This is a genomic window from Chloroflexia bacterium SDU3-3, from assembly GCA_009268125.1.
Lineage (GTDB): Bacteria > Chloroflexota > Chloroflexia > Chloroflexales > Roseiflexaceae > SDU3-3.
Window position 1 is genome coordinate 638,700 of sequence record WBOU01000001.1, and the last position, 24,134, is coordinate 662,833.

Consider the following 24,134-nt stretch of genomic DNA (forward strand, 5'->3'; position numbering starts at 1 on the left):
GCCGTGGCGTACCCCACCACCATGCTCTATCTCATCTCCTACGACATCTCGAACGACCGGCGGCGGCAGAAGCTGGCCAAGCTGCTGGAGGGCTTCGGCCAGCGGGTGCAGTGGAGCGTGTTCGAGTGCGATCTCGACCAGCGCGAGTATGGCCTTCTGGCCAAAAAGCTGAAGAAGGTTGTGCGCGAGAAGGAGGGCGACAACCTGCGGATCTACCGCCTGTGCGCCACCTGCGCCCAGCAGACGGCGATCATCGGCAGCGGCCCGGCGGTCGAGCAGCGCCAGGATGTGTACATTGTCTGAATAGGCTCAAAAGCGCATTGGGATGCGGAAAAGTGCCCACAATACCACATGTGACCTAGGCCAATATGCCGCGCTTGGCTCTGCAATGCCTGATAACACCGTTTTCTTTGACTGACGTTAGGAAAAATCGGCCAATTTTGGCCATGCCGCGCAAATCGACTTGCCAAGGGCGTCCCAATGCGCTAGAATAGGGGCGCTCTCGGAATAACCTAATCCTCGCGAGGGGATTGAAACAATCATCAAACTCATCATCTACGTCAACGTAACGCTTAATCTCGGAATAACCTAATCCTCGCGAGGGGATTGAAACCATTGCGCTTCTCAACATTGGACAGCGCACGAACAATCTCGGAATAACCTAATCCTCGCGAGGGGATTGAAACTCATTCGCCCATACCACTACCCACACACCTGCATTTTCTCGGAATAACCTAATCCTCGCGAGGGGATTGAAACTACCAGATACAACTCTGGTGTTCATCGGATACAGTAACTCCCTCGGAATAACCTAATCCTCGCGAGGGGATTGAAACAAAGTTGGAGCGTACGTTTTACACCGTCGCATACGGTGTCTCGGAATAACCTAATCCTCGCGAGGGGATTGAAACTTCGTAAAGTTTGGCGACCATCGCATAGATTTGCTCGGAATAACCTAATCCTCGCGAGGGGATTGAAACATCGCAACCGAGACGCTGCCCGCGCTCGCGCGAATGCTCTCGGAATAACCTAATCCTCGCGAGGGGATTGAAACCATGCAGCCGAGTAATCCGTCGTGTCACCGCTCTCCTCTCGGAATAACCTAATCCTCGCGAGGGGATTGAAACTGGCCAGCGCCGCCGGGATGTAGATCTGCTCTAGATGGCCTCGGAATAACCTAATCCTCGCGAGGGGATTGAAACGTAATGATTGCGGCGATGCGTTCCGTTGTTGCGGAGATGCTCGGAATAACCTAATCCTCGCGAGGGGATTGAAACGTTAACTAACGCTCTGGCCGATCTCAGCTACAATCTCGGAATAACCTAATCCTCGCGAGGGGATTGAAACGAAACGACTTGAAGGGCTGCCAAGCTCCCTGCCGTCGTGTATCCTCGGAATAACCTAATCCTCGCGAGGGGATTGAAACATAAGGTCTATCAGAACTTCCGTGTTAAAATTATCGTAGCTCGGAATAACCTAATCCTCGCGAGGGGATTGAAACGTACTGAATCAATTTGCGCCGCTGCGCTGTGTATAGAGCTCGGAATAACCTAATCCTCGCGAGGGGATTGAAACTTCACTTTTCCGACTTGGTGGAGAAATCAGAGTTTGTAGCTCGGAATAACCTAATCCTCGCGAGGGGATTGAAACGCATTGGAAGGTAAGCCTTGAAAGAATCCACCCCGAGTTCCTCGGAATAACCTAATCCTCGCGAGGGGATTGAAACTGGGTGTACGTGTTCGTCCGGGGTGCCCATTTAGGCCTCGGAATAACCTAATCCTCGCGAGGGGATTGAAACTTTCCCACCTCGATACCGTTCACATGCAGTGTACGAGTTGCTCGGAATAACCTAATCCTCGCGAGGGGATTGAAACACCAAGATTTTTTAAATAATCATAGGCAGTACTAATCTCGGAATAACCTAATCCTCGCGAGGGGATTGAAACAGTCCTATGGTGGTCAGCAATTGGCCAAAATGATTGCTGACTCGGAATAACCTAATCCTCGCGAGGGGATTGAAACTTTCATAACAGCCAGCTGTTCGGCAGCCTTCTGATATAGACTCGGAATAACCTAATCCTCGCGAGGGTATTGAAACCCCAGCAGCATGCGCTCGTCCAGATCCTCCAGATGAGCCCTCGGAATAACCTAATCCTCGCGAGGGGATTGAAACTTCGCACTGGAGATGCAGAGCGCAGCGGCATGGCAGCTCGGAATAACCTAATCCTCGCGAGGGGATTGAAACAAGCGCTGCCCGGTGGAGAGATAGCCCGAGCGATTCTCTCTCGGAATAACCTAATCCTCGCGAGGGGATTGAAACCGAAGTTGCGGTCGTCGGCCTGTGGGCCGCTGGCCGCGCTCGGAATAACCTAATCCTCGCGAGGGGATTGAAACTCAAACAACACACAGTGTGCGAAGCCGAGCTTTGCGGCCTCGGAATAACCTAATCCTCGCGAGGGGATTGAAACCTACTCTTCGTCTTCGCTGTCTTCCTCGGGGAAGAGTTCCTCGGAATAACCTAATCCTCGCGAGGGGATTGAAACGGCAACCGCCTGCAGGTCGCAAACGATATCTACCTCGCTCGGAATAACCTAATCCTCGCGAGGGGATTGAAACTGGCTCATGAAAAGCATCACCTTTGGCGTGATGCCGACACTCGGAATAACCTAATCCTCGCGAGGGGATTGAAACCTATAAGCCCAGATCGTTTAGACGCAGTGGCAGGATCTTCTCGGAATAACCTAATCCTCGCGAGGGGATTGAAACGTAGGGGAATATTATAACCATGCTCGGCAAACTTTCGCTCGGAATAACCTAATCCTCGCGAGGGGATTGAAACGCACATGTTCGCCGCGCGGCCCGACTACGCGGCCCTGGCCCTCGGAATAACCTAATCCTCGCGAGGGGATTGAAACCCAGATAGAGCGGGCGGTGCTTGGCGAGGCTGAAAGGCTCGGAATAACCTAATCCTCGCGAGGGGATTGAAACCGATTGGTCCGAGGACCGATGCGATCAGCTCGATCTGGCTTGGAATAACCTAATCCTCGCGAGGGGATTGAAACGCTGGCGATCTCGCTCATTCAGGCGGCGCACCTCGCGCACTTGGAATAACCTAATCCTCGCGAGGGGATTGAAACCTGGAAGTCCTCGCGCACGTAGAAGGTGCGACCCTCGGGCTTGGAATAACCTAATCCTCGCGAGGGGATTGAAACCCGCACCATGTGGCCGCCCTTGAGCCGCCGCACCCGCACTTGGAATAACCTAATCCTCGCGAGGGGATTGAAACGGTCGAAGTAGGCGTAGCGGTTGCCCGTGGTGTTGCCGCTTGGAATAACCTAATCCTCGCGAGGGGATTGAAACCCAGATAGAGCGCGACTGGCGGCGGGTGGTGTAGCTACGATCCTTGGAATAACCTAATCCTCGCGAGGGGATTGAAACCCAGTGCATGAATGTCTTTGCTCTTCATGAGGCTACTCAGGCTTGGAATAACCTAATCCTCGCGAGGGGATTGAAACGGCTACAGCGCAGATGCCAGCAAGAGCGCATTTCAGGCCCTTGGAATAACCTAATCCTCGCGAGGGGATTGAAACGTAAATACCAGCACTATCCGTAAAATACATGTCAGCTCGGAATAACCTAATCCTCGCGAGGGGATTGAAACCAGGCAACGGCCAGCAGGGGCAGGATGGCCAGCAGGCTCGGAATAACCTAATCCTCGCGAGGGGATTGAAACACATCGCCGCTCGGGGCCTCGATCTTGTCGCCGACCTTCCTCGGAATAACCTAATCCTCGCGAGGGGATTGAACCCCCCCGCCACGCCCCACGGGGCGCGGGCATCCCCCGCTCGGAATAACCTAATCCTCGCGAGGGGATTGAAACAAAAATTATACGTGATTAGGACGCGCAAGATCGTGGTTTGCTCGGAATAACCTAATCCTCGCGAGGGGATTGAAACCTTTCCTGTGGCCGTTGCTGAAACAGCAATACGGGCCTGCTCGGAATAACCTAATCCTCGCGAGGGGATTGAAACTGGAAGGTCTCGACCGAGCCCGTCAGCGACTCCATCCTCGGAATAACCTAATCCTCGCGAGGGGATTGAAACGGATTTTTATGGCCTATCGGCTCCAGCTCCAGCTCCCAACTCGGAATAACCTAATCCTCGCGAGGGGATTGAAACGCTCCATCTTCGCAGAGAGATCCTGTACGCTCCGAGCCGCTCGGAATAACCTAATCCTCGCGAGGGGATTGAAACTCATTTTCAACGTTTGTCGATAGCCCCGCATTCGATGGCCTCGGAATAACCTAATCCTCGCGAGGGGATTGAAACGTTTGCACCGATATCGAAGACCACATCACCTGGTTTGCTCGGAATAACCTAATCCTCGCGAGGGGATTGAAACAATCTACTGTAACAGTAGATCCTACATCAACAACATAGCTCGGAATAACCTAATCCTCGCGAGGGGATTGAAACTCCGCTGTTGACGATGTTGTAGTTGACGCCAGGACCAATTCTCGGAATAACCTAATCCTCGCGAGGGGATTGAAACGTTTCGGTGAAAGCTCGAAAGCTCAGGCGTTTGTACCTGCTCGGAATAACCTAATCCTCGCGAGGGGATTGAAACAGTCTGTTAATGACGGCGATCCGGTGAACACCGCAAATCTCGGAATAACCTAATCCTCGCGAGGGGATTGAAACGGATGCGTAGGATGGGCAGGCGAGGGCGATACATCCGGCTCGGAATAACCTAATCCTCGCGAGGGGATTGAAACGTCTAGGCCATGTTATAGTAGGCCCAGCAGATCCTCTTGGACTTGGAATAACCTAATCCTCGTGAGGGGATTGAAACCTTGGATAAGATGGGTTAACATCCAATCAGCATACTCCTCGGAATAACCTAATCCTCGCGAGGGGATTGAAACCTCAGGATACGGGTCTGGAGCTGGGTGGGTAGGCGCTGGGCGCTCGGAATAACCTAATCCTCGCGAGGGGATTGAAACGTGACCATGAGCGGGTGTTGATAGGGCCGCTCGTAGAGGCCTCGGAATAACCTAATCCTCGCGAGGGGATTGAAACGTGACCATGAGCGGGTGTTGATAGGGCCGCTCGTAGAGGCCTCGGAATAACCTAATCCTCGCGAGGGGATTGAAACATAAAACCGTACAGGGCAGCTATAAAGCCGACTCCCATAAATCGGAATAACCTAATCCTCGCGAGGGGATTGAAACATGATTGTGGCGTACACAATATACGTCGCGATGTCTGCCTCGGAATAACCTAATCCTCGCGAGGGGATTGAAACCGTAATCCAGCAGATGCCCACCCGGCCCATTTCCGCATAAACTCGGAATAACCTAATCCTCGCGAGGGGATTGAAACGGCGCGGGCGATGCGGTGCATTACGATGATCACGTGGTATTCGTTGCGGGCGGGCATAAAGCCCGCCCCTACAGTGGCCCGTTGCAACCCATCGTGTTCATCGCCCGCATCGCCCGCATCGGTGGGGCACACGATGGCCGCGATGCCCACGATGCGGGCGGATACGCGATCTGCCCATACGGCGGCGGGATGGCAGGGATCGCATTGGTGGCGCGGGGCGATGCGGGTAGACACCAGCGCCCCGACGTCATGGGGGATGGCACGCATGATTCGCAGGGTGATGCGGGCAGACACCAGTAACCCGCCGCACAGGTCGCCCCCGGGCATGCGCCGCCCGGACGCTGGTCCTGCCGCACCTTTGGAGTTCGAAGGGGCACCTACTCACCCCACAAAAGCCACCCGCGACCCGGCAGCAGGCGCTGCCAAGCTGCGGCGCAACACGTCATAGAATGAGAGCAGCTCTTAGTTAGGGTAAGGAAAACCGCACGGGAGTGTTGGTGTGGCACATAACGCTGGCTCGGAATAGCCTCATCCTCGCGAGGGGATAGAACACCGCGCAGCGCGCATATTGCTTGCATTGCTCGTATCGCAATGCCCTCAATGCGTGGCGATGCGATCCGCGTGGCATCGTACCGGCGATGCATGCGATGCCACGCGGCGCTGGCGGGCACGCGACCCGCCGCTACGTCACTGATTCCAGCGCGCTCCTGCCTACGCGCTGCGGGCAGCCCCTTTCCCTGTATAATGCCTGCAGACCAGAGGAAGCATCCAGCGCACGCGAGCGGGCACGACGGGTTCGGCATCGCACACACAGAAAGAGCTAGCCATATGGGGCACGCCCCCCTCCCCGCGCCCGACGACCTATCGACCCTGCTGATGAACAACATGCGCGACCTCGCGCTCATACTGCTCGACGCCCATGGGGCGGTGGCCGGGTGGAACCCCGGCGCGCAGCAGCTGCTGGGCTACCGCGCCGACGAGGTGCTTGGCAGGCCCATCGCGCTGTTCTTCAGCCCCGAGGATCAGGCGCGCGGCCTGCCCCAGCGGCATATCGCCCAGGCGCTGGAGAGCGGGCGGGCCGCTGGCGACACCTGGCTGGTGCGCAAGGACGGCAGCCGCCTGTGGGCCTCTGGTCTCACCCTGCCGCTATGGGATGACCGAAGGCAGCTGCGCGGCTTCGCCAAGGTCATCCACGACGCGACGGCGCGCAAGCAGGTGGAGGAGGCCCTGTGGGAGAGCGAGGAGCGCTTCCGCGCCACCTTCGAGCAGGCCGCCGTTGGGATCGCGCACGTGGGGCTGGATGGCCGTTGGGTGCGGGTGAACCAGAAGCTGTGCGAGATCGTGGGGGCCAGCGCCGAGGAGCTGCGGCACAAGACCTTTCAGGAGATCACCCACCCCGATGACCTCGACGCCGATCTGAGCAAGATGCAGCTGCTGCTGCGCGGCGAGATCAGCACCTACACGATGGAGAAGCGCTACATCCGCGAGGGTGGCGCGCTCATCTGGGTGAACCTCACCGCCTCGATGGTGCGCGACAGCGATGGCCAGCCGAGCTACTTCATCGCCGTGGTGGAGGACATCACGGCGCGCAAGCAGGCCGAGCGCGATCTGCAGCAGGCCCACCAGCGCACCATCGAGATCCTAGAGAGCATCAGCGACGCCTTCTACGCGCTCGACACCGAGTGGCGCTTCAGCTACATCAACCGGCGCGCCGAGGCGCTGTGGCGGCGCGACCGCCGCGAGCTGCTGGGGCAGAACATCTGGCAGGCCTTCCCCCATGCGGTGGGCAGCGACTCGCACCAAGCCCAGCTCCAGGCCATGGGCGAGCAGCGCGCGATCACGCTGGAGACGCGCTCGCCGATCATCGATAGCTGGATCGAGGTAACGATCTACCCATCGCCTGCGGGCATCTCGGTCTACTTCCGCGACATCACGGCGCGGCGGCAGGCCGAGCAGGAGCGCCAGCAGCTGCTGGCCAGCGAGCAGGAGGCGCGGCGGCAGGCCGAGGAGGCCGTGCGCACCCGCGACGCCTTCCTCTCGATCGCCTCGCACGAGCTAAAGACGCCGCTCACCGCGCTGCTCGGCTACGCCCAGCTGCTTGAGCGCCGCGCCCAGGGCGTGCTGGCCGACCGCGAGCAGCTGACGCTGGGACGTGTGGTCGAGCAGGCCCAGCGGCTCAGCCATATGATCGAACACCTGCTCGATCTCTCGCTGCTGGAGAGCGGCCAGGTGAAGATGGAGCGCGGCCCCGTGGCCCTTCCCGCGCTGGCCGCCCGCGTGCTGGAGGAGCTGCAGCCCCTGCTGGGCACGCGCGCGGCGACGCTGCGGGCCGACAACGAGCCGCCGCTGGTGGTGCTGGGCGACTGGGCCAGACTGGAGCAGGTGCTGCGCAACCTGCTGCAGAACGCCATCAAGTACAGCTCGGACAACAGCCCCATCGCGATCTCGGTCACGCGCGAGGGGGCGCAGGCGTGCCTAGCGGTGCACGACCAGGGCATCGGCATCCCGCCCGAGGCCCAGGCCCACCTGTTCGAGCGCTACTACCGCGCCGAGAACGTCGAGCGCGACAAGGTGGGCGGCGCGGGGATCGGGCTGTATGTGGTGAAGGAGATCGTGCAGGCCCACGGCGGTGCGGTGGAAGTGCGCAGCAGCGAGGGCCAGGGCAGCACCTTCCGCGTGCTGCTGCCGCTGTGGCATGGCCACTGATGCGGAGGCCTGCGCAGCAGCGGTGCGAGGCCCGCATGAGGACAGCTCGCCTTCGGCCCCACGCAGCGGAGGGGCCGAAGGCGAGCTTGTTTACCGCGCGAGGCTGGCCTCACAGCCGCAGCGGCGTGTGGTAGAGGCTGGCGTAGAGGCCGTCGGCATCCACGAGCTCCTCGTGGGTGCCCTGCTCGCGAATGCCGCCCTCGGTCAGCACCACGATGCGCTGGGCGTTGCGGATGGTCGAGAGGCGGTGGGCGATCACCAGGGTGGTGCGGTTGCGGGCCAGCCGCTCCAGCGACTCCTGCACGGCCCGCTCGCTCTCGCTGTCCAGCGCGCTGGTGGCCTCGTCGAAGATGATGATCGGCGGGTTTTTCAGGAACACGCGGGCGATGCTGATGCGCTGCTTCTGCCCGCCCGAGAGCCGCACGCCGCGCTGGCCTACATCCGTCTGGTAGCCCTGCGGCAGCCCCATGATAAAATCGTGCGCGCCAGCCTGCCGCGCCGCCGCCACCACCTCATCTAGCGTGGCGTCGAGCCGCCCGTAGCGGATGTTGTCGGCCACTGTCCCGGCGAACAGGTAGCCATCCTGCGCCACGATGCCGATGCTCTCGCGCAGCGCCCGCAGGTCGAGCGTGCGGATGTCGCGCCCGTCGAGCGTGACCGCGCCCGCCGTCACGTCGTAGAAGCGCGGGATGAGCGAGCAGAGCGTGGTCTTGCCCGCGCCCGAGGGGCCGACCAGCGCCACGTACTCGCCCGCGCCGATATCGAGCGAGACACCCGACAGCACCAGCCCGCCCGCGCGGTAGCCGAAGCTCACATCGCGCAGCGAGATCTGGCCGCGCACCGCGTGGGGCCGCGCCGCGCCGGGCGGGCTCTGGATGTCGGGCTGCACCTCCAGCGCCTCCATCACGCGGCGGAAGCCCGCCATGCCCTCCTGGTAGAGCCGCGCGAAGTTCAGCGCGGTGCGGATCGGCTCGATGATGATGCCCACATACAGCAGGTAGGTCAGCAGGTCGGCCAGGGCCAGCGCGCCGCTCGCCACCCACACGCCGCCCAGCACGATCACGGCGGCGGTGAGGATCTGGGTGAAGGCGACCATGCCGTTGTAGAGATAGCCATCCTCGCGGTGAGCCAGGCGGTAGCTGGCCACAAAGCGCTGGTTATGCTGCTCGAACTTCTGCTGCTCTAGCGGCTCGTTGGTGAACGACTGCACCACGCGAATGCCCGACAGCGTATCCTCGGCCTGGGCGTTGATGTCGCCCACGCGGTCGCTGCAGGCCCGCAGCGCGCGGCCAGCCCTGCGGTTGAAATAGAAGGCGTAGGCGGCCATCGGCGGCAGAAACAGGAACAGGATGATCGTCAGCGGCACGTTGATCGCGAGCAGGATGACAAAGGTGCCCACAAACTTGATCAGCGACAGCACCACATCCTCCGGCCCGTGGTGGTACAGCTCGCCCATGGCGAAGGTGTCGCTGGTGAGGCGCGTCATCAGCTGCCCGGTGCGCTGCTCGTCGTAGAAGCGGAACGAGAGCCGCTGGTAGTGGGCGAACAGCTCGGCGCGCAGATCGCGCTCCATCATGGTGCCCATCATGTGGCCCTGGTAGTCCACAAACATGTTGCAGATCGCGTAGACCGCGATCAGCGCCAGCATCAGCAGGCCGACCATGGCGATCTGGCGCGGCGCGTCGGGTGTGGGCGCGGCCAGCAGCACGCTGGTGATGTGGCGGGCGCACAGCGGCAGAACCAGGGCGATGGCCGCCACCACCATGGCGCAGGCTAGGTCGGCCAGCAGCAGCCGCCAGTGGGGGCGGTAGTAGGAAAAGAACTTGCGGACACGCGGACTCATGCACGATCTCCTCGTGGTGCGGCGCGGCGGGCGCGCTCGGCAAAGGGGTAAAAAAGGTGGATTCAGTGGGGGAGCCGAGGCGGCCAGGGCGAGCACCTGTGGCGAGGGACTATGGGGGTATGAAAAAGCGGCCACAGGTGTGGTGCACACCCATGGCCGCTGATATGGACTGCACCCAGGCGAGCAGGCATGCGGCGGGCGCAGGCGCGCCCGCCCGTGATCAGCGATGGATCACGAGCCGCTCGTCAGGATGTGCAGGATCTCGATTGGTTAGGAGGCGCACCCCACAAGCAAGCAGGCAGCGCAAAGAAGCGAGGCCTGAAGCGACAGATTGTGGGAGATGTGTGTCATTGGGGTACCTCCATGGTGCGATTCGGTAGGGGCAGGGTACCACGGCGGCGCGGTGGGCGTCAAGTCGGCCTTTCGACCGAGCAACGGTTTTCCCGCGAAGGCGCGAAGGCAGGAAAGAACCGCTTTACCACCAAGACTCCAAGGGGAAATTTTGGTTGATGGTGGTAAAAGGTTGTGTACAGCAACAGTATGTCAAAAAAACCAGCGGCCTCGCCCATCCGCGCGCAGGGGCCGCCCGCCGCCGCTGGCCATGATCTGCCCACAACGAAGGCGTGGGAATGCGGGCGACAGGCCCTTTTCAAACCAACAGCCGCCGTTCAAGCGATTTGCACGTGCATCGCTTGAACGGCGGCTGAACCTATCGACCAGACAGCAGAAACAGCAGCGCGTCGTGCAGGCGCGACGACCAAGCGTCCTCGCTGTGCTCGGCACCTGCGGCCTCCACATAGCGCAGCTGCTCGGGCGTGTAGCCCTTCTGGGCCAGCAGATCGCGCATGCGGCGGGCATCCTGCCCACGCTCCTCGCCCTCGGCGGTGCCCACATCCAAGTAGATCGCGCCCTGCGGGGCGGACACGGTCTCGACCATAGGGAAGATCGCGCGGTCGGCAAACCACAGCTCGGGGCTCATGGCACCCACGAAGCCGAAGGCCTCGGGGCGGTAGAAGAAGGCGTACAGGCTGGCCAGCCCGCCCAGCGAGGAGCCCATGATTCCGGTATGCTCGCGGTCGGGGCGGGTGCGGAACGACTGGTCGATATAGCTCTTGAGCGTATCGGCGATGAAATCGACATACTGCTCGCCCCAGCCGCCGCCGTAGTGGGCATCGACGAAGGGGCTGTACTCATCCATGCGGCGCTCGCCCACGTTGGGGATGCCCACTACGATCGCCTCAACGCCCTGCTGGCTGAGGATCTGCATGGTCTCGTCGACCCGCCACTCGCCCGCGTAGCTGGTGCGGTCGTCGAAAAGGTTCTGGCCGTCGTGCATGTAGATCACCGGGTAGCGGCGGTCGTCGTCGGCGTAGTTGGGCGGGAGGTAGATCAGGATGTCGCGGGCGTTGCCGAGCTGGGGGCTCCAGAAGGCCGCGATGGTCATCAGGTTGCCCACCACGGTGCGCTGCGCGTCCTGGGCGGCCTGGAGCACCTCGGTAGGCGGCTCCACCGCGTCGACCTGCACGGGGGTGGCCCCATGCACGGCGGCCCACTCCTGGCCGCGCTGGCACAGCACCGCAAGCGAGCGCCCCTGGAGCAGGTAGCTGCCGCCGGGGGCTATCGGCTCGCAGGATGTGGCGGGGTTGGATGTGTCTAGCTCCAGCTCCCAGCGGGGGCCGCTGGCCGCGCCCGGCAAAGTGAAGGGCAGCGGATCATAGTGGGCGTTGAGCAGGATGATCAGCACGTCGTCGCTGATCGCCGCGCCGCGCTCATCCAGCTCATCCATCAGCTGGCCATTGAGCAGCATGCCCAGGCAGCGCACGTAGCCCTCGGCCCACTGGCCATCGCCCATCTGCGTGCCATCCAGGCTGTACCACTCGATATCGCGCACGTTCTCGCCACGGATGGAGCGGCCCTGGAAGAAGCTGCGGCGGGCTAGCACCGGGTGGGCCTTGCGCATCTGGATGAGCCGCTTGGTAAAGCTGAGCAAGTCGGCGGCCTCGGGCGCGTGGTCCCAGTGCACCCACGAGACATCGTTGTCCTGGCAGTAGGCGTTGTTGTTGCCGCCCTGGCTGCGGCTGAACTCGTCCCCAGCCACCAGCATGGGCACGCCCTGCGAGAGCAGCAGGGTGGCCAGCATGTTGCGCTGCTGGCGGGCGCGCAGGGCATTGATACCCGCGTCGTCGGTCTCGCCCTCGGCCCCGCAGTTCCACGAGTTGTTGTGGCTCTCGCCGTCGCGGTTGCCCTCGCCGTTGGCATCGTTGTGCTTCTCGTTGTAGCTCACCAGGTCGCGCAGCGTGAAGCCGTCGTGCGCGGTGATGAAGTTCACGCTGGCGTAGGGGCTGCGCCCGTTGCGCTGGTAGAGGTCGCTTGACCCGCTGAGCCGATAGGCAAGCTCGGCCACCTGGGCCTCGTCGCCCTTCCAGTAGCGGCGCACGGTGTCGCGGTACTTGCCGTTCCACTCGGCCCACAGCACTGGGAAGTTGCCCACCTGGTAGCCGCCCGGCCCGATGTCCCACGGCTCGGCGATCAGCTTCACCTGCGAGAGCACCGGATCTTGGTGGATGGTATCGAAGAAGGCCGAAAGCCGATCGCCGTTGTAGAGGCCGCGCGCCAGCGTGGAGGCCAGGTCGAAGCGGAAACCATCCACGTGCATCTCCTGCACCCAGTAGCGCAGGCTGTCCATCACCAGCTGGAGCGTGCGCGGGTGCAGCATGTTCAGGCTGTTGCCGCAGCCGGTGTAGTCCATATAGTAGCGCGGCTGGTCGCCCACCAGGCGGTAGTAGACCGCGTTGTCCACGCCTTTCATAGAGAGCGTGGGGCCGAGGTGGTTGCCCTCGCAGGTGTGGTTGTAGACCACATCCAGAATGACCTCGATGCCTGCGGCGTGCATGGCCTTGACCATGGCCTTGAACTCGCGCACCTGCTCGCCGCGCACGCCGCTGCTGCTGTAGCGGAAGTCGGGGGCCAGGTAGGCCAGGGTGTTGTAGCCCCAGTAGTTGCGCAGGCCGCGCTCCACGAGGCTGCGGTCGTCGACGAACTGATGGACCGGCAGCAGCTCCACGGCGGTCACGCCCAGCTCTTTCAGGTAGGCGATGGCGGCGGCGTGGCCCAGCCCGGCGTAGGTACCGCGCAGGTTGGCGGGCACCTCGGGGTGCAGCTTGGTGAAGCCCTTGACGTGCAGCTCGTAGATGATCGACTCGTGCAGCGGCGTGCGCGGCGCGGCATCGTTGCCCCAATCGAAGGCCGGGTCGACCACCACGCAGCGCGGCATGTGCGGCGCGCTCTCGCGCTGGTCGGGCAGCATGTCGCCCTCGGGCGCGCCGATGGGGTAGGCGAACACCGCGTCGTGCCAGGCGATATCGCCGGTGAGCGCCTTGGCGTAGGGGTCGACCAGCAGCTTGTGCTGGTTGAAGCGCAGGCCGTGAAATGGATCGTAGGGGCCGGAGACGCGGTAGCCGTACAGCTGGCCTGGGCCGATGCCGGGTACATACACATGCCACACCTGATCGGTCTGCGAGCCGATCGGGATACGGACCGTCTCGGTGGGCGATTCGGGCGAGTCGAACAGACAGAGCTCCACGCCAGTGGCGTGCTCGGCGAACAGCGCAAAGTTCACGCCCTGGCCATCCCAGGTGGCGCCCAGCGGGTAGGGGTCGCCTGGCAAAATGCTTGTCATCGTTCCAACCTCATAAAAAGAAGAGTAGCGCATCTCTCGCAGCGGCGGCGCAGCGCTGCCTACCTATACGAACGATCTGCGTAGCTGGCTCTAGGACACCAGCAGGCCCGCAATGCCCGAGATCGCTGCGCCCATTGCCCAGGGTGATACAGTACCACAGCCGTATCGCAAAATGCCAGAAGTGCTGCTACACTACCCAGCATATTGCTTGCCACACAACTGAAGGTACACGCCGATGCAACCAGAGAATGACTGGACAAACCTGCTCGGGGGAGTCGCTCAGCTTTCGGTCGTTGGGAATGTAGCCGACGCAATTATCAAGACGCGAGACGCATTTATCAACCAGATCATGGCCCAGCCCATCCAGCACGCCGTACAGTTCCTCATCCGCGAGGTGCCGCGTATGGAGCAGGAGACCTGGCAGATCTTCTTCCAGCACTTCCACCAGCGCGCCGAGCAGAGCGACTACGCCTTCAAGCTGCTGCTCTTCGCCGACAACGTCCACACTATCAGCCTCACGGTGCAGCAGCTGATGCTGCGCCCTGGGCCGCAGGCCAAGGCCGTGCTCGACAGCAGCGTGCGCACCATGGATGATGCGTCGTGGAACATCCTCAAGTACATCCTCGGGCAGGAGGCCAGGGCGAACCCAGTCGCCAGCGAGCTGCTCGGCTACGCCACCAGGCTCCGCCAGCACCCCAATGCCGAGGAGACCTTCCGCGCCAGCATTAAGCAGGCCCTCAGCGACCACATCATCACCCCCGAGGAGGCCAGCAAGCTTGAGCGGCTGCGCCAAGACCTGCAGATCCCCGCCGAGGTGGCGCGCGATATCCTGATGCAGGTGCGCGCCAACCCCCACAGCGAGGCCGAGGGCGAGGCCTCGATCAACCTTCTTTTCCCCGAGTGACCCTCCCAGCCCGCCGTACCGCCACCCTGGATGGCACTAGCAGCCAAGCCCGCTGCGAAAACACACCACAGCCGATTTCCTTAGGTCTTAACGGTAAAACGATCCGTTTACCCCTTGGGATCTTGGTGATAAAACAGCGCGATTCTTCCCCTTCGCGTGCTTCGTGGTATTCGTTCTTGTATGTTCCTTGGGGTCTTGGAGTCTTGGTGGTAAAGAATCGGTGCTCTACCGAAAACGCATAGGCCCTGGTTCAATATCTTCGCTGTGCACAAACCAGCCAGAGCATAGTATAATAGCTAAGGGCGGAAAGGCCACAACGTATCGGCCCCGATATGCCACTAGGTACACTATGAGCCAGACTATCTGCACACGTAACCATGTCCAGATCCTTGGCTATGGGTCACCTCCTATTCTCTTCGCCCATGGGTTTGGCTGCAACCAGGACACCTGGCGGCTGCTTGCCCCGCTGTTCGCGCCCGCGCACCAGATCATCCTGTTCGACTATGTCGGCGCGGGCCGATCCGAACGCCAGGCCTATGACGCGCGGCGCTATGCGACGCTCGATGGCTATGCGGCCGATGTGCTGGAGATCTGCGATGCGCTCGAGCTGCCCTCGTGCATTTTTGTCGGCCATTCGATCAGCGGGATGATCGGCGCGCGCGCGTCCTTGCAGCAGCCAGGCCGCTTCCAGCGGCTGGTGATGATCGGCACCTCTCCATGTTATGTAAATGAAGAAAACTACACCGGCGGCTTCGAGCAGCAGGCCATCGAAGAGCTGCTCGACCTGATGGAGCGCAACTATGGCGGCTGGGCCAACTTCATGGCCCCGCTGGCGATCAAAGACCCGCAGCGCCCCGATCTGGCCTACGAGATCGAGCAGACCTTCAACGCCGCCGACCCAGCTATCGCGCGGCAGTTTGCCGAGGTCACGTTTATGAGCGATAATCGCACCATGCTGGGGCAGATCACATGCCCAACGCTCATCCTCCAATGCCTTGACGACCCAATCGTCCCCACGTCGGTGGCCGAATATATGCACAGCCACATCGCACACAGCTCCCTGCAGCAGATCCACTCAATCGGCCACTTCCCACAGCTCAGCAACCCCCAGCAGACTGCGCAGCTCATCCAGGCATACCTCGATTCACCATTAGCAGTAGGCGTAGGCAGTGGAATCGCTCCTTGACAGCGCGCCCTGCGGCTTCTTTGTGCTGTCTGCCGATGGGCATGTGCAGTATGCCAACGCCACACTCCACCAGATGCTGCGCTACCCCCCCGGCACGCTGGCGGGCATGCCGATCGAGCAGCTGCTCACACCTGGCAGCCGCTTCTACTTCCAGAGCTATATTCTGCCCCACCTGCGGCTCGACGGCGCGGTCGAGGAGATCTACATCCGCCTGCACGACAGCGGCGGCGGCGATGTGCCCGTGCTGCTCAACGGCGTGCGCCAGGGCGACACCGCCGACACGATCAGCCACTGCGTGGTGGTGATCATGCGCCAGCGCCAGGAGTTCGAGCAGGCGCTCATCCAGGCGCGGCGGGCCGCCGAGCGCGCCCACGAGGCCGAGCGCCGCGCCCGCGACGAGGCCGAGCGCGCCAACCAGGCCAAGAGCAGCTTCCTCACCACCATCACCCACGAGCTGCGCACCCCGCTCAACGCGATCATCGGCTTCACCGGCACGCTGCTGATGCGCCTGCCCGGCCCGCTGACCGCCGATCAGGAGAAGCAGCTCGGCATCATCCAGCGCAGCGCACACCACCTGCTGGCCATGATCGGCGATATCCTCGACCTCGCCAAGGCCGAGTCGGGCCGGATCGACCTGCATCTCACCACGGTCGCATGCCAGTCGATCATCGATGATGTGCTGGCCAGCCTGCTGCCGCTGGCCAGCAAAAAGCAGATCGCGCTCTTCCTCCAGCCCAGCCTGCCGATCGCCCCCATCCACAGCGACGAGCGCGTGCTGCGGCAGATCATCATCAACCTGGTCAACAACGCGATCAAGTTCACCGACCAAGGCAGCGTGCAGGTGCTGGTGCAGCAGCAGATCGCCGACGGCCAGCTCCGCACGGCCATCCGCGTGATCGACAGCGGCATCGGCATCAAGCCCGAAGACCAGCAGCGCCTGTTTCAGGAGTTCGGGCGGGTCAACTCGCCCGAGGTGCGCAGCCGCGAGGGCACCGGCCTGGGGCTGCGGATCTCGCAGAAGCTGGCCGAGCTGCTGGGCGGGCATATCACGCTCGACAGCGTCTATGGCGTGGGGAGCACCTTCACGCTTGAGCTGTGCGAGCCATATAGCGGCGCGCCGCTGCTCCCCACCAGCCAGAAAATCCCCGTCAGCTGATCGCACTCCCCGCTTTTTTGTGACACTATCTGTCACATGCGGCGTCTATACTCATCATGTGATGGGTGATAACTGTTGCAAATACGAGATCAAAAAATGGAAGGCAGCCTCATGACACAATCCTCACTTCGCAGCGCTACCGCAGCTCGTCCAGGGGCGCGCGATGTCAAGAAAGTGCCCTTCGTCGAGCTGTACGACGGACGCCTGCAGGGCGTGGTCTCCAGCGGCTCCGACATCCAGCGCGTGTATGTGTCGTTCTTCGAGGCCGGAACGCGCGATTTCTCGTGCAGCACCAACAACAACCGCCCATGCGGCGGGCTGGGCGGCAGCTACCCCTGCAACCACCTGCGCGAGCTGCTGGACGAGGCCATCGAGCAGTACGGCATCGCGCGCGTGGCGGCCTTCCTGGGCATGCCCGGCGACCTGGGCCAGTACCAGCAGCTCCACGATATCCTGCGGGCGCTGGGCACCAGCACGCGGGCCGACAGCGGCACGATCTTCAGCCGCTTCCTGGGCGACCTGGCCCTGCTAGAGCTGCCCGCCGATAGCGCCCCGCTGCATACGGCAGCCTGGTTTTAGGAGAAGCTATGATGCTAGAGAGTCTCCAGAGTCTGCCGGATGGCCTGGCTGAGACCAGCGACGCCATCGCGCAGATCGACGGGATGTTCCTCGGCGGATTTGTGGGCGGGCCAGTCCAGGGGCCGCTCGCGGCGCTCGGGCGGATCTTCGCCGGGTCGCCGCTGGAGCCGCTGCTGGTCGAGAGCCTGCCCGCCCTAGCGCGCGGCGAGCTGCAGGAGCGGCACTTTGTGGCGCTGGCCGCCGCCCGCGCCGCCCTGCAGGGCGCGCAGCACGATGCGCTGCACCAGCAGGCGCTGGCCGCGCTAGGCCGCGCCAGCGCCACCGATGAAGCGCCCGCCGCACCCGCCGCACCCACGCCCATGCTTGAGGGTGTGCGCCACTGGCTGATGGAGCTGGCGATCACCGGCTTCGCGCGGCTGGAGCCGAGCACCATCCGCAGCTTCCTGCCCAGCCTGGCCCAGCTGCGCGAGCAGCCCGAGCTGGCTGGCCTGGCCTACCTGCTCACCGGCTTCACCAGCGAGCTGCTGGGCGCGCTGCCCGTGGCCAAGGCCGAGGATGTGCCGCTGCAGCGCTGGGCCGATCTGTGGGCTGGGGCCATGCTGCGCGCCGCCGGTGCGGCCCAGCCCGCCGAGCCGCAGCCCGTGAGCGGCACGCTCTACCCGCTGGGGCTGGAGCTGCGCGAGCACGACCAGCTGATCAGCGTGGTGTTCTACGCGCTGCTGGATGCGGGCGGCAGCACCAGCGCGGTGCGGGTCACGCGCTCGCGCTTCAAGGTAATGGCGGTCGGCGGCGACATGATCTGGCTGCTCTTCCCCGAGCTGGCCCTGCTGATCGAGGCGCTGGGCCAGGGCCAGTCGCTCGCGCTGGCCGACATGCCCCAGTTGCCAAACGGCGACCTGCTGTGGGATGCGCAGCGCGCCAGCCTAGGCGGCAAGTGCCGCCTGCTAGATGTGGCCGAGCCGCTGCTGGCCCCGCAGGCCGCGCAGGCCGTGGCCAGCCGCCCCGCGCCCGCGCTGGAGCGCCACCCCGTGCTGCTGGCCGAGCCGGTGGTGCTGGCGGGCCATGCGCTGGGCGAGCAGGGCCTGGCCCTAGCCGACGGCGCGGCGCTGCCGCTCGACCCGCGCTGGGACACCGCCCAGCTGCCCGCCGAGGAGATCGGCAAGGCGGCCAAGCTGTTTGGGCTGCTGCGCTGGGATGCCGGGCGCTGGGCCTTCCAGCCGCTGTCGGCGGCCACGGCGGCGGGCAAGCTGTCCTTCGCTGGGCAGAGCGCAGTGAAGCTGTACAAGAAGCCGCCGAAGAGCAACCCCGTGGCCATCCTTGAAGAGCGGGCCAGTCGCCTGCTGCGCAAATAATATGGAAAACCACGACATTCTGCCGCGCCGCCAGGTGCTCTACTGGCGGCTGCTGGCCAGCCTGTTCGGCCCCAACGAGCAGGCCCAGAACATCGAGCGCATGACCGGCGAGATCGCCCAGGAGCTGGGCATGCCCGAGGCGCTGCTCGACACGCGCATGGGCATCGACACGCTGCTGCAGCGCTTCCCCGAGCTGGATGCGCAGATCGATCTGCAGCCCAAGGATGACGAGCAGCCCGAGGCCACCCTGGCCCGCGCGCTGATGCTCTCTAAGCTGCTGCTGAATGCCTTCGGCCCCAACACCATGGGCACACCGATCACGGCGGCGCAGTACGCCCAGTGGATGCAGGACGTGGGCCACCTTGAGCGGGCCATGGGCCTCACCCCTGGTGCGCTGCGCGGGCGCGGTGCGGGCGCGGGCGGCGGCGGCGCTAGCACGGGCGGCGGCCACGGCGGCTTCGACCTGCCGCTCGACGAGCTGCAGCGCACCCTGGTGGCCATGGACGGCGACCTGATCAAGCGTATGGCCCTGCGCGAGGTGCTGCAGGACAACCGCCTAGCCGCCCAGCTCCAGCCTTCCATGGCCCTGCTAGAGCAGCTGCTGCGCGACAAGGCCCACCTCTCGGGCAACGCGCTGGTGAACGCCAAGCGCCTGATCCAGCAGTATGTGGACGAGCTGGCCGAGGTGCTGCGCATCCAGGTCGAAAAGGCCGTCTCGCCCAAGATCGACCGCTCGGTGCCGCCCAAGCGCGTGTTCCGCAACCTCGACCTCGACCGCACGCTCTGGAAAAACCTGACGAACTGGAACGAGCAGGAGCAGCGGCTCTACGTCGACCGGCTCTACTACCGCCAGACCGCCCGCAAGAAGCTGCCGACCCGCATGATCGTGGTGGTCGACCAGTCTGGCTCGATGGTGGATGCGATGGTGCAGTGCACCATCTTGGCCTCGATCTTCGCCGGGCTGCCGCATGTGGATGTGCACCTGCTGGCCTTCGACACCGTGGTGCTCGACCTAACGCCCTGGGTCAGCGACCCCTTCGAGGTGCTGATGCGCACCGACCTGGGCGGCGGCACCCACATCAACAAGGCGCTCAAGCAGGCCGCCGAAAAGATCGAAGACCCGCGCCGCACCTCGGTGGTGCTGATCAGCGACTTCTACGAGGGCGGCAGCGACCAAGAGCTGCTCAACACCATCCTGTCGCTGAAGCAGTCGGGCGTCCACTTCATACCGGTCGGCTCGGTCACCAGCTCGGGCTACTTCAGCGTCAGCGAGTGGTTCCGCACGCGGCTGAAAGATCACGGCATGCCCATCCTCACCGGCAGCCCCAAGAAACTGATCGAAGAACTGAAAAAAGTCGTCGTACTATAGAGGTGTACCAATGAGCGATACCGTTCTCCGCCTGCCCGCCGAAGCCAAATACGCCGAGGAGCTCGCCTACCTCGCATCGGTCGACAAGGGCCAGCGCCCCGCCAGCTGGCGGCTCTCGCCCCAGATGGTGCGCACCTTCGTGCTGGGCAGCGTGCCCTCGGACAAGCTGGACCGCACCATCGACCAGAAGTGGTACGGCGACGCGTCGATCGTCGAGCGCGCCATCGTCACGCTGGTCTCCGACCGCGGCCTGCTGCTGATCGGCGACCCCGGCACCGGCAAAAGCTGGCTGGCCGAGCTACTGGCCGCCGCGATCTGCGGCAACTCCACGCTGGTGGTGCAGGGCACCGCAGGCACCACCGAGGATCAGATCAAGTACTCGTGGAACGTGGCGCTGGTGATCGCCGCCGGGCAGTCGCGCGACTCGATGATCCCATCCCCGATCATGAGCGCGATGCAGCAGGGCGCGATCGGGCGCTTCGAGGAGCTGACCCGCTGCACCAGCGATGTGCAGGACGCCCTGATCTCCATCCTCAGCGAGAAGTACGTGTCCATCCCCGAGCTGAAGAGCGACAACACCGTGTTCGCCACCTCGGGCTTCAACATCATCGCCACCGCCAACAGCCGCGACCGTGGCGTGAACGACCTCTCCAGCGCGCTGAAGCGGCGCTTCAACTTCATCCACATCCCGGTTGTCACCAACAAGAAGCAGGAGCGCGAGATCATCCTGTTCCGCACCCAGGAGCTGCTCCAGCGCCAGGGCTTCAGCAGCGATGTGCCGCCCGCGCTGCTGGATGTGCTGCTGCAGACCTTCTCGGACCTGCGCGAGAGCAGCAGCGCCGCCGGGTCGGACGACGCGCGGCTTGAGTCCTCGCTCTCCACCGCCGAGCAGATCGGCGTGCTGGAGGATGCCATCCTGCACTCGACCTACTTTGGCCAGAAAGGGCTGGACGCCCGCACCCTGGCGCGCTCGCTGGTGGGCACCCTGGTGCGCCGCGTGCCCGAGGATGTGTCGGTGATGAGCAAGTTCTGGAACAGCGTGGTGGCCAAACGCAGCGAGCAGCACAAGGACGAGGGCGAGTGGAAGGAGTTTCTGGCCGGTGGGCAGGACGTCATGCAGTCCATCCGGTCGTAGCGCTATGGCCGAAAGCAACACCAACAACCTCGGTGCGCTGAACGAGCAGCTGCTAGCCGCCGCCGCCACCTTCGCGGACGACGCCCAGGGCTTCTCGGGCCTGCTCAGCCGCTTCGCGCAGGACATCCGGCGCGGCATGGCCGAGCCGCTGGAGATCTTCCCGGTGTGCCACCACTCGCCCGCCTCGGCGCTGCACATGGCCCAGCGGCTGCGCGAGCGCCCGCCCAAGGCCATCTACATCGAAATGTGCGAGGACATGCGGCCCCTGGTCGAGAACCTGAGCGACTGCACGCTGCCGGTCGCGTTCCAGGCCTTCGCATCCGAGAGCGACGTGCTGCCCGCCGAGACCCTGCCCGTGACCGTGGTGGCCCCGCTCACCGAGGCCTCAGCGGAGTACCAGGCCATGGCCTTCGCGCTCAGCACCCCCGAGACCCAGCTGGTGTTCGTCGACCGCGCGGTGGACTTCGTGTTCCAGTGGGATGACAACTGGCGCGCCAAGACCCACAGCGGCGACGACGCCCCGCCCGACAGCGACGAGGCTGGCATGCACGGCTCCGCCGTGGGCGTCACCATCGGCGCGCTAGAGCCGACGTTCGAGGAGTTTCTGAGCTTCCTGCTGCGCAACTCGAACACGCGCAACTTCTCGGAGTGGTGGGATCAGTATGTCGATCAGCCCATCCTCCACGCCAGCTACGACAGCTACCGCGAGGCTATGTTCCTGATCGGCAGCCTCATCCGCCACCTGGGGTCGCGGCACGATGCGCTCGATGAGGATCGGCGGCGCGAGCGCTACATGTGGACGCGCATGAAGCAGCACATGCGCGAGCACGGCATCGCCCCCGAGGACGCGATCTACATCTGCGGCGCGGCCCACACCGCCAGCGACGTGCCCGAGTTCGGCACGGCCAGCGACGCCGTGTGGGACATCCCGCCGCTCAGCGCCACGCGCTGGCTGTTCGGCATCATCCCATCCAGCTACGCCGCCATCGAGTACCAGTTCTCGCACCCGGTGGGCACGGTGGGGCTGGCCAACGAGACCTGGCAGAAGGCGCTGAAGAGCGCTGGCGTGCGGCCCTTCAGCCTGAAGAAGGCCGAGGGCAAGCCGCCCCGCGCCAGCAAGCCCAGCGGCCCGCGCGCCCAGGCCGCGCTGCTCACCCAGCCGCCCCAGGCCGTGGCCGACACCGACCAGCTGCTGGGCTGGAGCGCCCGGGTGGTGGCCGAGGCCCGCAAGAACGGCTACCTGGCCAGCACCGCCGACTCGATCGCGATCTTCCAGACCGCGCTGATGCTGGGCCAGATGCGCGGACGCCCGCACCCCGCGCCGTCCGACTTCCAGGATGCCGCCGTCACATGTCTGGAGAAGGACCGAACGCCCAAGAAGCGCACCATCGCGCAGATCTGCCAGATCATCCTGGGCGGCGACAAGGTGGGCACGGTGGGCTACGCCTCGCTGCCGCCGCTGGCCCAGGATGTGTACGACCGGCTCGCGCCGCTGGGGGTAAACCTCACCGCCAAGACCAACCAGCGCGCCCTGATGGATCTGAAGGCGCACCCCGAGCTGCGGCCCTGCTCGGATGTGCTGTGGAAGCTGCGCTACCTGCTGGGCGACCACCTAGTGCACCCGATCATGGGCGAGCGCGGGCTGGGGCTGGTGGCCATCCAGGAGTCGTGGGAGCTGCGGATCGGCAAGAATCAGGCGGCGCTCATCCAGCTGGGCTACGAGGGCGTGACGCTTGAGCACGTGCTGGAGCAGCGCCTGAAGCTGGCCGCCTTCGGCGAGCACGCCAGCGCTTCCAAGGCGCTGGAGACAGCGGAGGACGCCCAGATCTTCATGGGCAGCCCGCGCCTAGTGCGCGAGCTGGGCGAGCAGGCCACGCGGCTGCTGGCCGACGAGGCGGGCGCGCAGGACGCCCCCGAGATCTTCCAGCGCGCGCGGCGGCTGGTCCATTTCTACCGCGCCAGCCCGGATGGCCTGCCGCACTGGCTCCAGCAGTTCGTGGCCACAGGCTACGCCCACTACGCCTCGCTGCTGCCCAAGGTCTTCGCCGACCGCGGCAGCTCGCCTAGGCAGATCGCGGGCATGCTGGGCTTCATCTTCACGCTGGAGAGCTTCGCGCTGGCGCTGGGGTCGCAGCGCAACCAGCTGGTAGTGGGCGTGCAGCAGGCCGCCAGCGGCGAGGTTCCGCCCGACAAGGTGGGCCTGCTGTCGGTGGCCGAGTGGCTGCTGGGCATGCGCAGCGTCGCCGACATGCGCAAGCGCTTCCACAGCCTGATGGACGACGACCTGCTGCTGCCGACCATCCCCGGCTACATCAGCGGCTACATGCTGGCGCTGGGCTTCGCGCCGGGCATCGGGCGCTTCGTGGTCGAGCTGCTGAGCGAGGTGTTCGGCACGCTGCCCGACGCGCACCTCATCCCCATGATGCCCAGCCTGATCATGCAGCTGCGCGAGCACCCCCAGGTGCTGCAGCCGCTGGTGAAGGAGGCGGCGGCGGTGTTCCCCGGCGCGCTGGCGCAGCTGGCGGGCTGGCAGCCGCAGTGGATGGAGCTGGCCCAGCCGCAGGCCGCCGCCCAGCCGCAGGCCGCCAGCACCCCGCAGGAGCAGGCGGCGCGGGCCGCCCTGGCCGCAGCCCCGGCCAGCACCGACGCTATCGCGGCCTGGCTGGGCCTAGCCCCCGGCTGGCGCGCCGTAGCCGAGGGGCCAGCGGGCGAGCCGCCCAGCCCCGGCGAGCAGGCCGCGCGGGCGCTGCTGGGCGATTTCCCCGCGACCGCAAGCGCCATTCAGGCCCAGCTCACGCGATCGTAAGGCAATCTTTCACATAGCAAAGCGGGGGCTGGCATTGC

The 24,134-nt window shown here is 64.0% G+C and carries 12 protein-coding genes and 1 CRISPR repeat array; of the genes, 10 read left to right on the plus strand and 2 right to left on the minus strand.

From position 1 onward, the window contains the following. Positions 1-21: 21 nt before the first annotated feature. Both cas2 and F8S13_02690 read left to right on the plus strand, forming a co-directional pair. Positions 22-303, plus strand: a complete 282-nt coding sequence (gene cas2 / locus F8S13_02685; protein ID KAB8146093.1) for a CRISPR-associated endonuclease Cas2 — start codon at positions 22-24, stop codon at positions 301-303. 198 nt (positions 304-501) lie between these two features. Next, positions 502-5,381: a CRISPR direct-repeat array (repeat unit 36 nt; unit sequence CTCGGAATAACCTAATCCTCGCGAGGGGATTGAAAC). A gap of 591 nt (positions 5,382-5,972) precedes the next feature. Next, positions 5,973-8,087, plus strand: a complete 2,115-nt coding sequence (locus F8S13_02690; protein ID KAB8146002.1) for a PAS domain S-box protein — start codon at positions 5,973-5,975, stop codon at positions 8,085-8,087. 109 nt (positions 8,088-8,196) lie between these two features. Here the strand turns inward: F8S13_02690 and F8S13_02695 are convergent, their stop codons facing one another. Together F8S13_02695 and glgX are read right to left on the minus strand one after the other, a co-directional pair. Further along, positions 8,197-9,930, minus strand: coding sequence for an ABC transporter ATP-binding protein (locus F8S13_02695; GenBank protein KAB8146003.1), 1,734 nt, complete (start codon positions 9,928-9,930; stop codon positions 8,197-8,199). A gap of 709 nt (positions 9,931-10,639) precedes the next feature. Then, positions 10,640-13,609, minus strand: coding sequence for a glycogen debranching protein GlgX (glgX, locus tag F8S13_02700; protein ID KAB8146004.1), 2,970 nt, complete (start codon positions 13,607-13,609; stop codon positions 10,640-10,642). 235 nt (positions 13,610-13,844) lie between these two features. Between glgX and F8S13_02705 the strand changes: the two genes are divergently transcribed. The 8 genes from F8S13_02705 (at position 13,845) to F8S13_02740 (ending at position 24,096) form a co-directional block, all read left to right on the plus strand. Next, on the plus strand, positions 13,845-14,513 hold the full coding sequence (locus F8S13_02705) for a hypothetical protein (protein ID KAB8146005.1): 669 nt from the start codon (positions 13,845-13,847) through the stop codon (positions 14,511-14,513). 349 nt (positions 14,514-14,862) lie between these two features. Continuing rightward, the gene (locus F8S13_02710) at positions 14,863-15,699 is read left to right on the plus strand and encodes an alpha/beta hydrolase (protein KAB8146006.1); all 837 of its coding nucleotides are present in this window, start codon (positions 14,863-14,865) and stop codon (positions 15,697-15,699) included. Next, complete coding sequence (locus tag F8S13_02715) at positions 15,683-16,855, plus strand: PAS domain-containing protein (GenBank protein ID KAB8146007.1); 1,173 nt, start codon at positions 15,683-15,685, stop codon at positions 16,853-16,855. The genes F8S13_02710 and F8S13_02715 overlap by 17 nt, the downstream gene beginning before the upstream one ends. 111 nt (positions 16,856-16,966) lie before the next feature. Next, on the plus strand, positions 16,967-17,434 hold the full coding sequence (locus F8S13_02720) for a hypothetical protein (GenBank protein ID KAB8146008.1): 468 nt from the start codon (positions 16,967-16,969) through the stop codon (positions 17,432-17,434). An 8-nt stretch (positions 17,435-17,442) separates the two neighbouring features. After that, entirely contained in the window at positions 17,443-18,786 is a 1,344-nt protein-coding gene (locus F8S13_02725; GenBank protein KAB8146009.1) for a hypothetical protein, read from the plus strand. Position 18,787: 1 nt separating this feature from the next. Beyond that, a complete protein-coding gene (locus F8S13_02730; protein ID KAB8146010.1) occupies positions 18,788-20,155 on the plus strand; it encodes a VWA domain-containing protein in 1,368 nt (455 codons plus the stop codon). Between the two features lie 10 nt (positions 20,156-20,165). Beyond that, positions 20,166-21,290: an AAA family ATPase gene (locus F8S13_02735; GenBank protein KAB8146011.1), complete on the plus strand. Its 1,125-nt coding sequence runs from the start codon at positions 20,166-20,168 to the stop codon at positions 21,288-21,290. Positions 21,291-21,294: 4 nt separating this feature from the next. After that, the gene (locus F8S13_02740) at positions 21,295-24,096 is read left to right on the plus strand and encodes a hypothetical protein (protein KAB8146012.1); all 2,802 of its coding nucleotides are present in this window, start codon (positions 21,295-21,297) and stop codon (positions 24,094-24,096) included. Positions 24,097-24,134 lie beyond the last annotated feature (38 nt).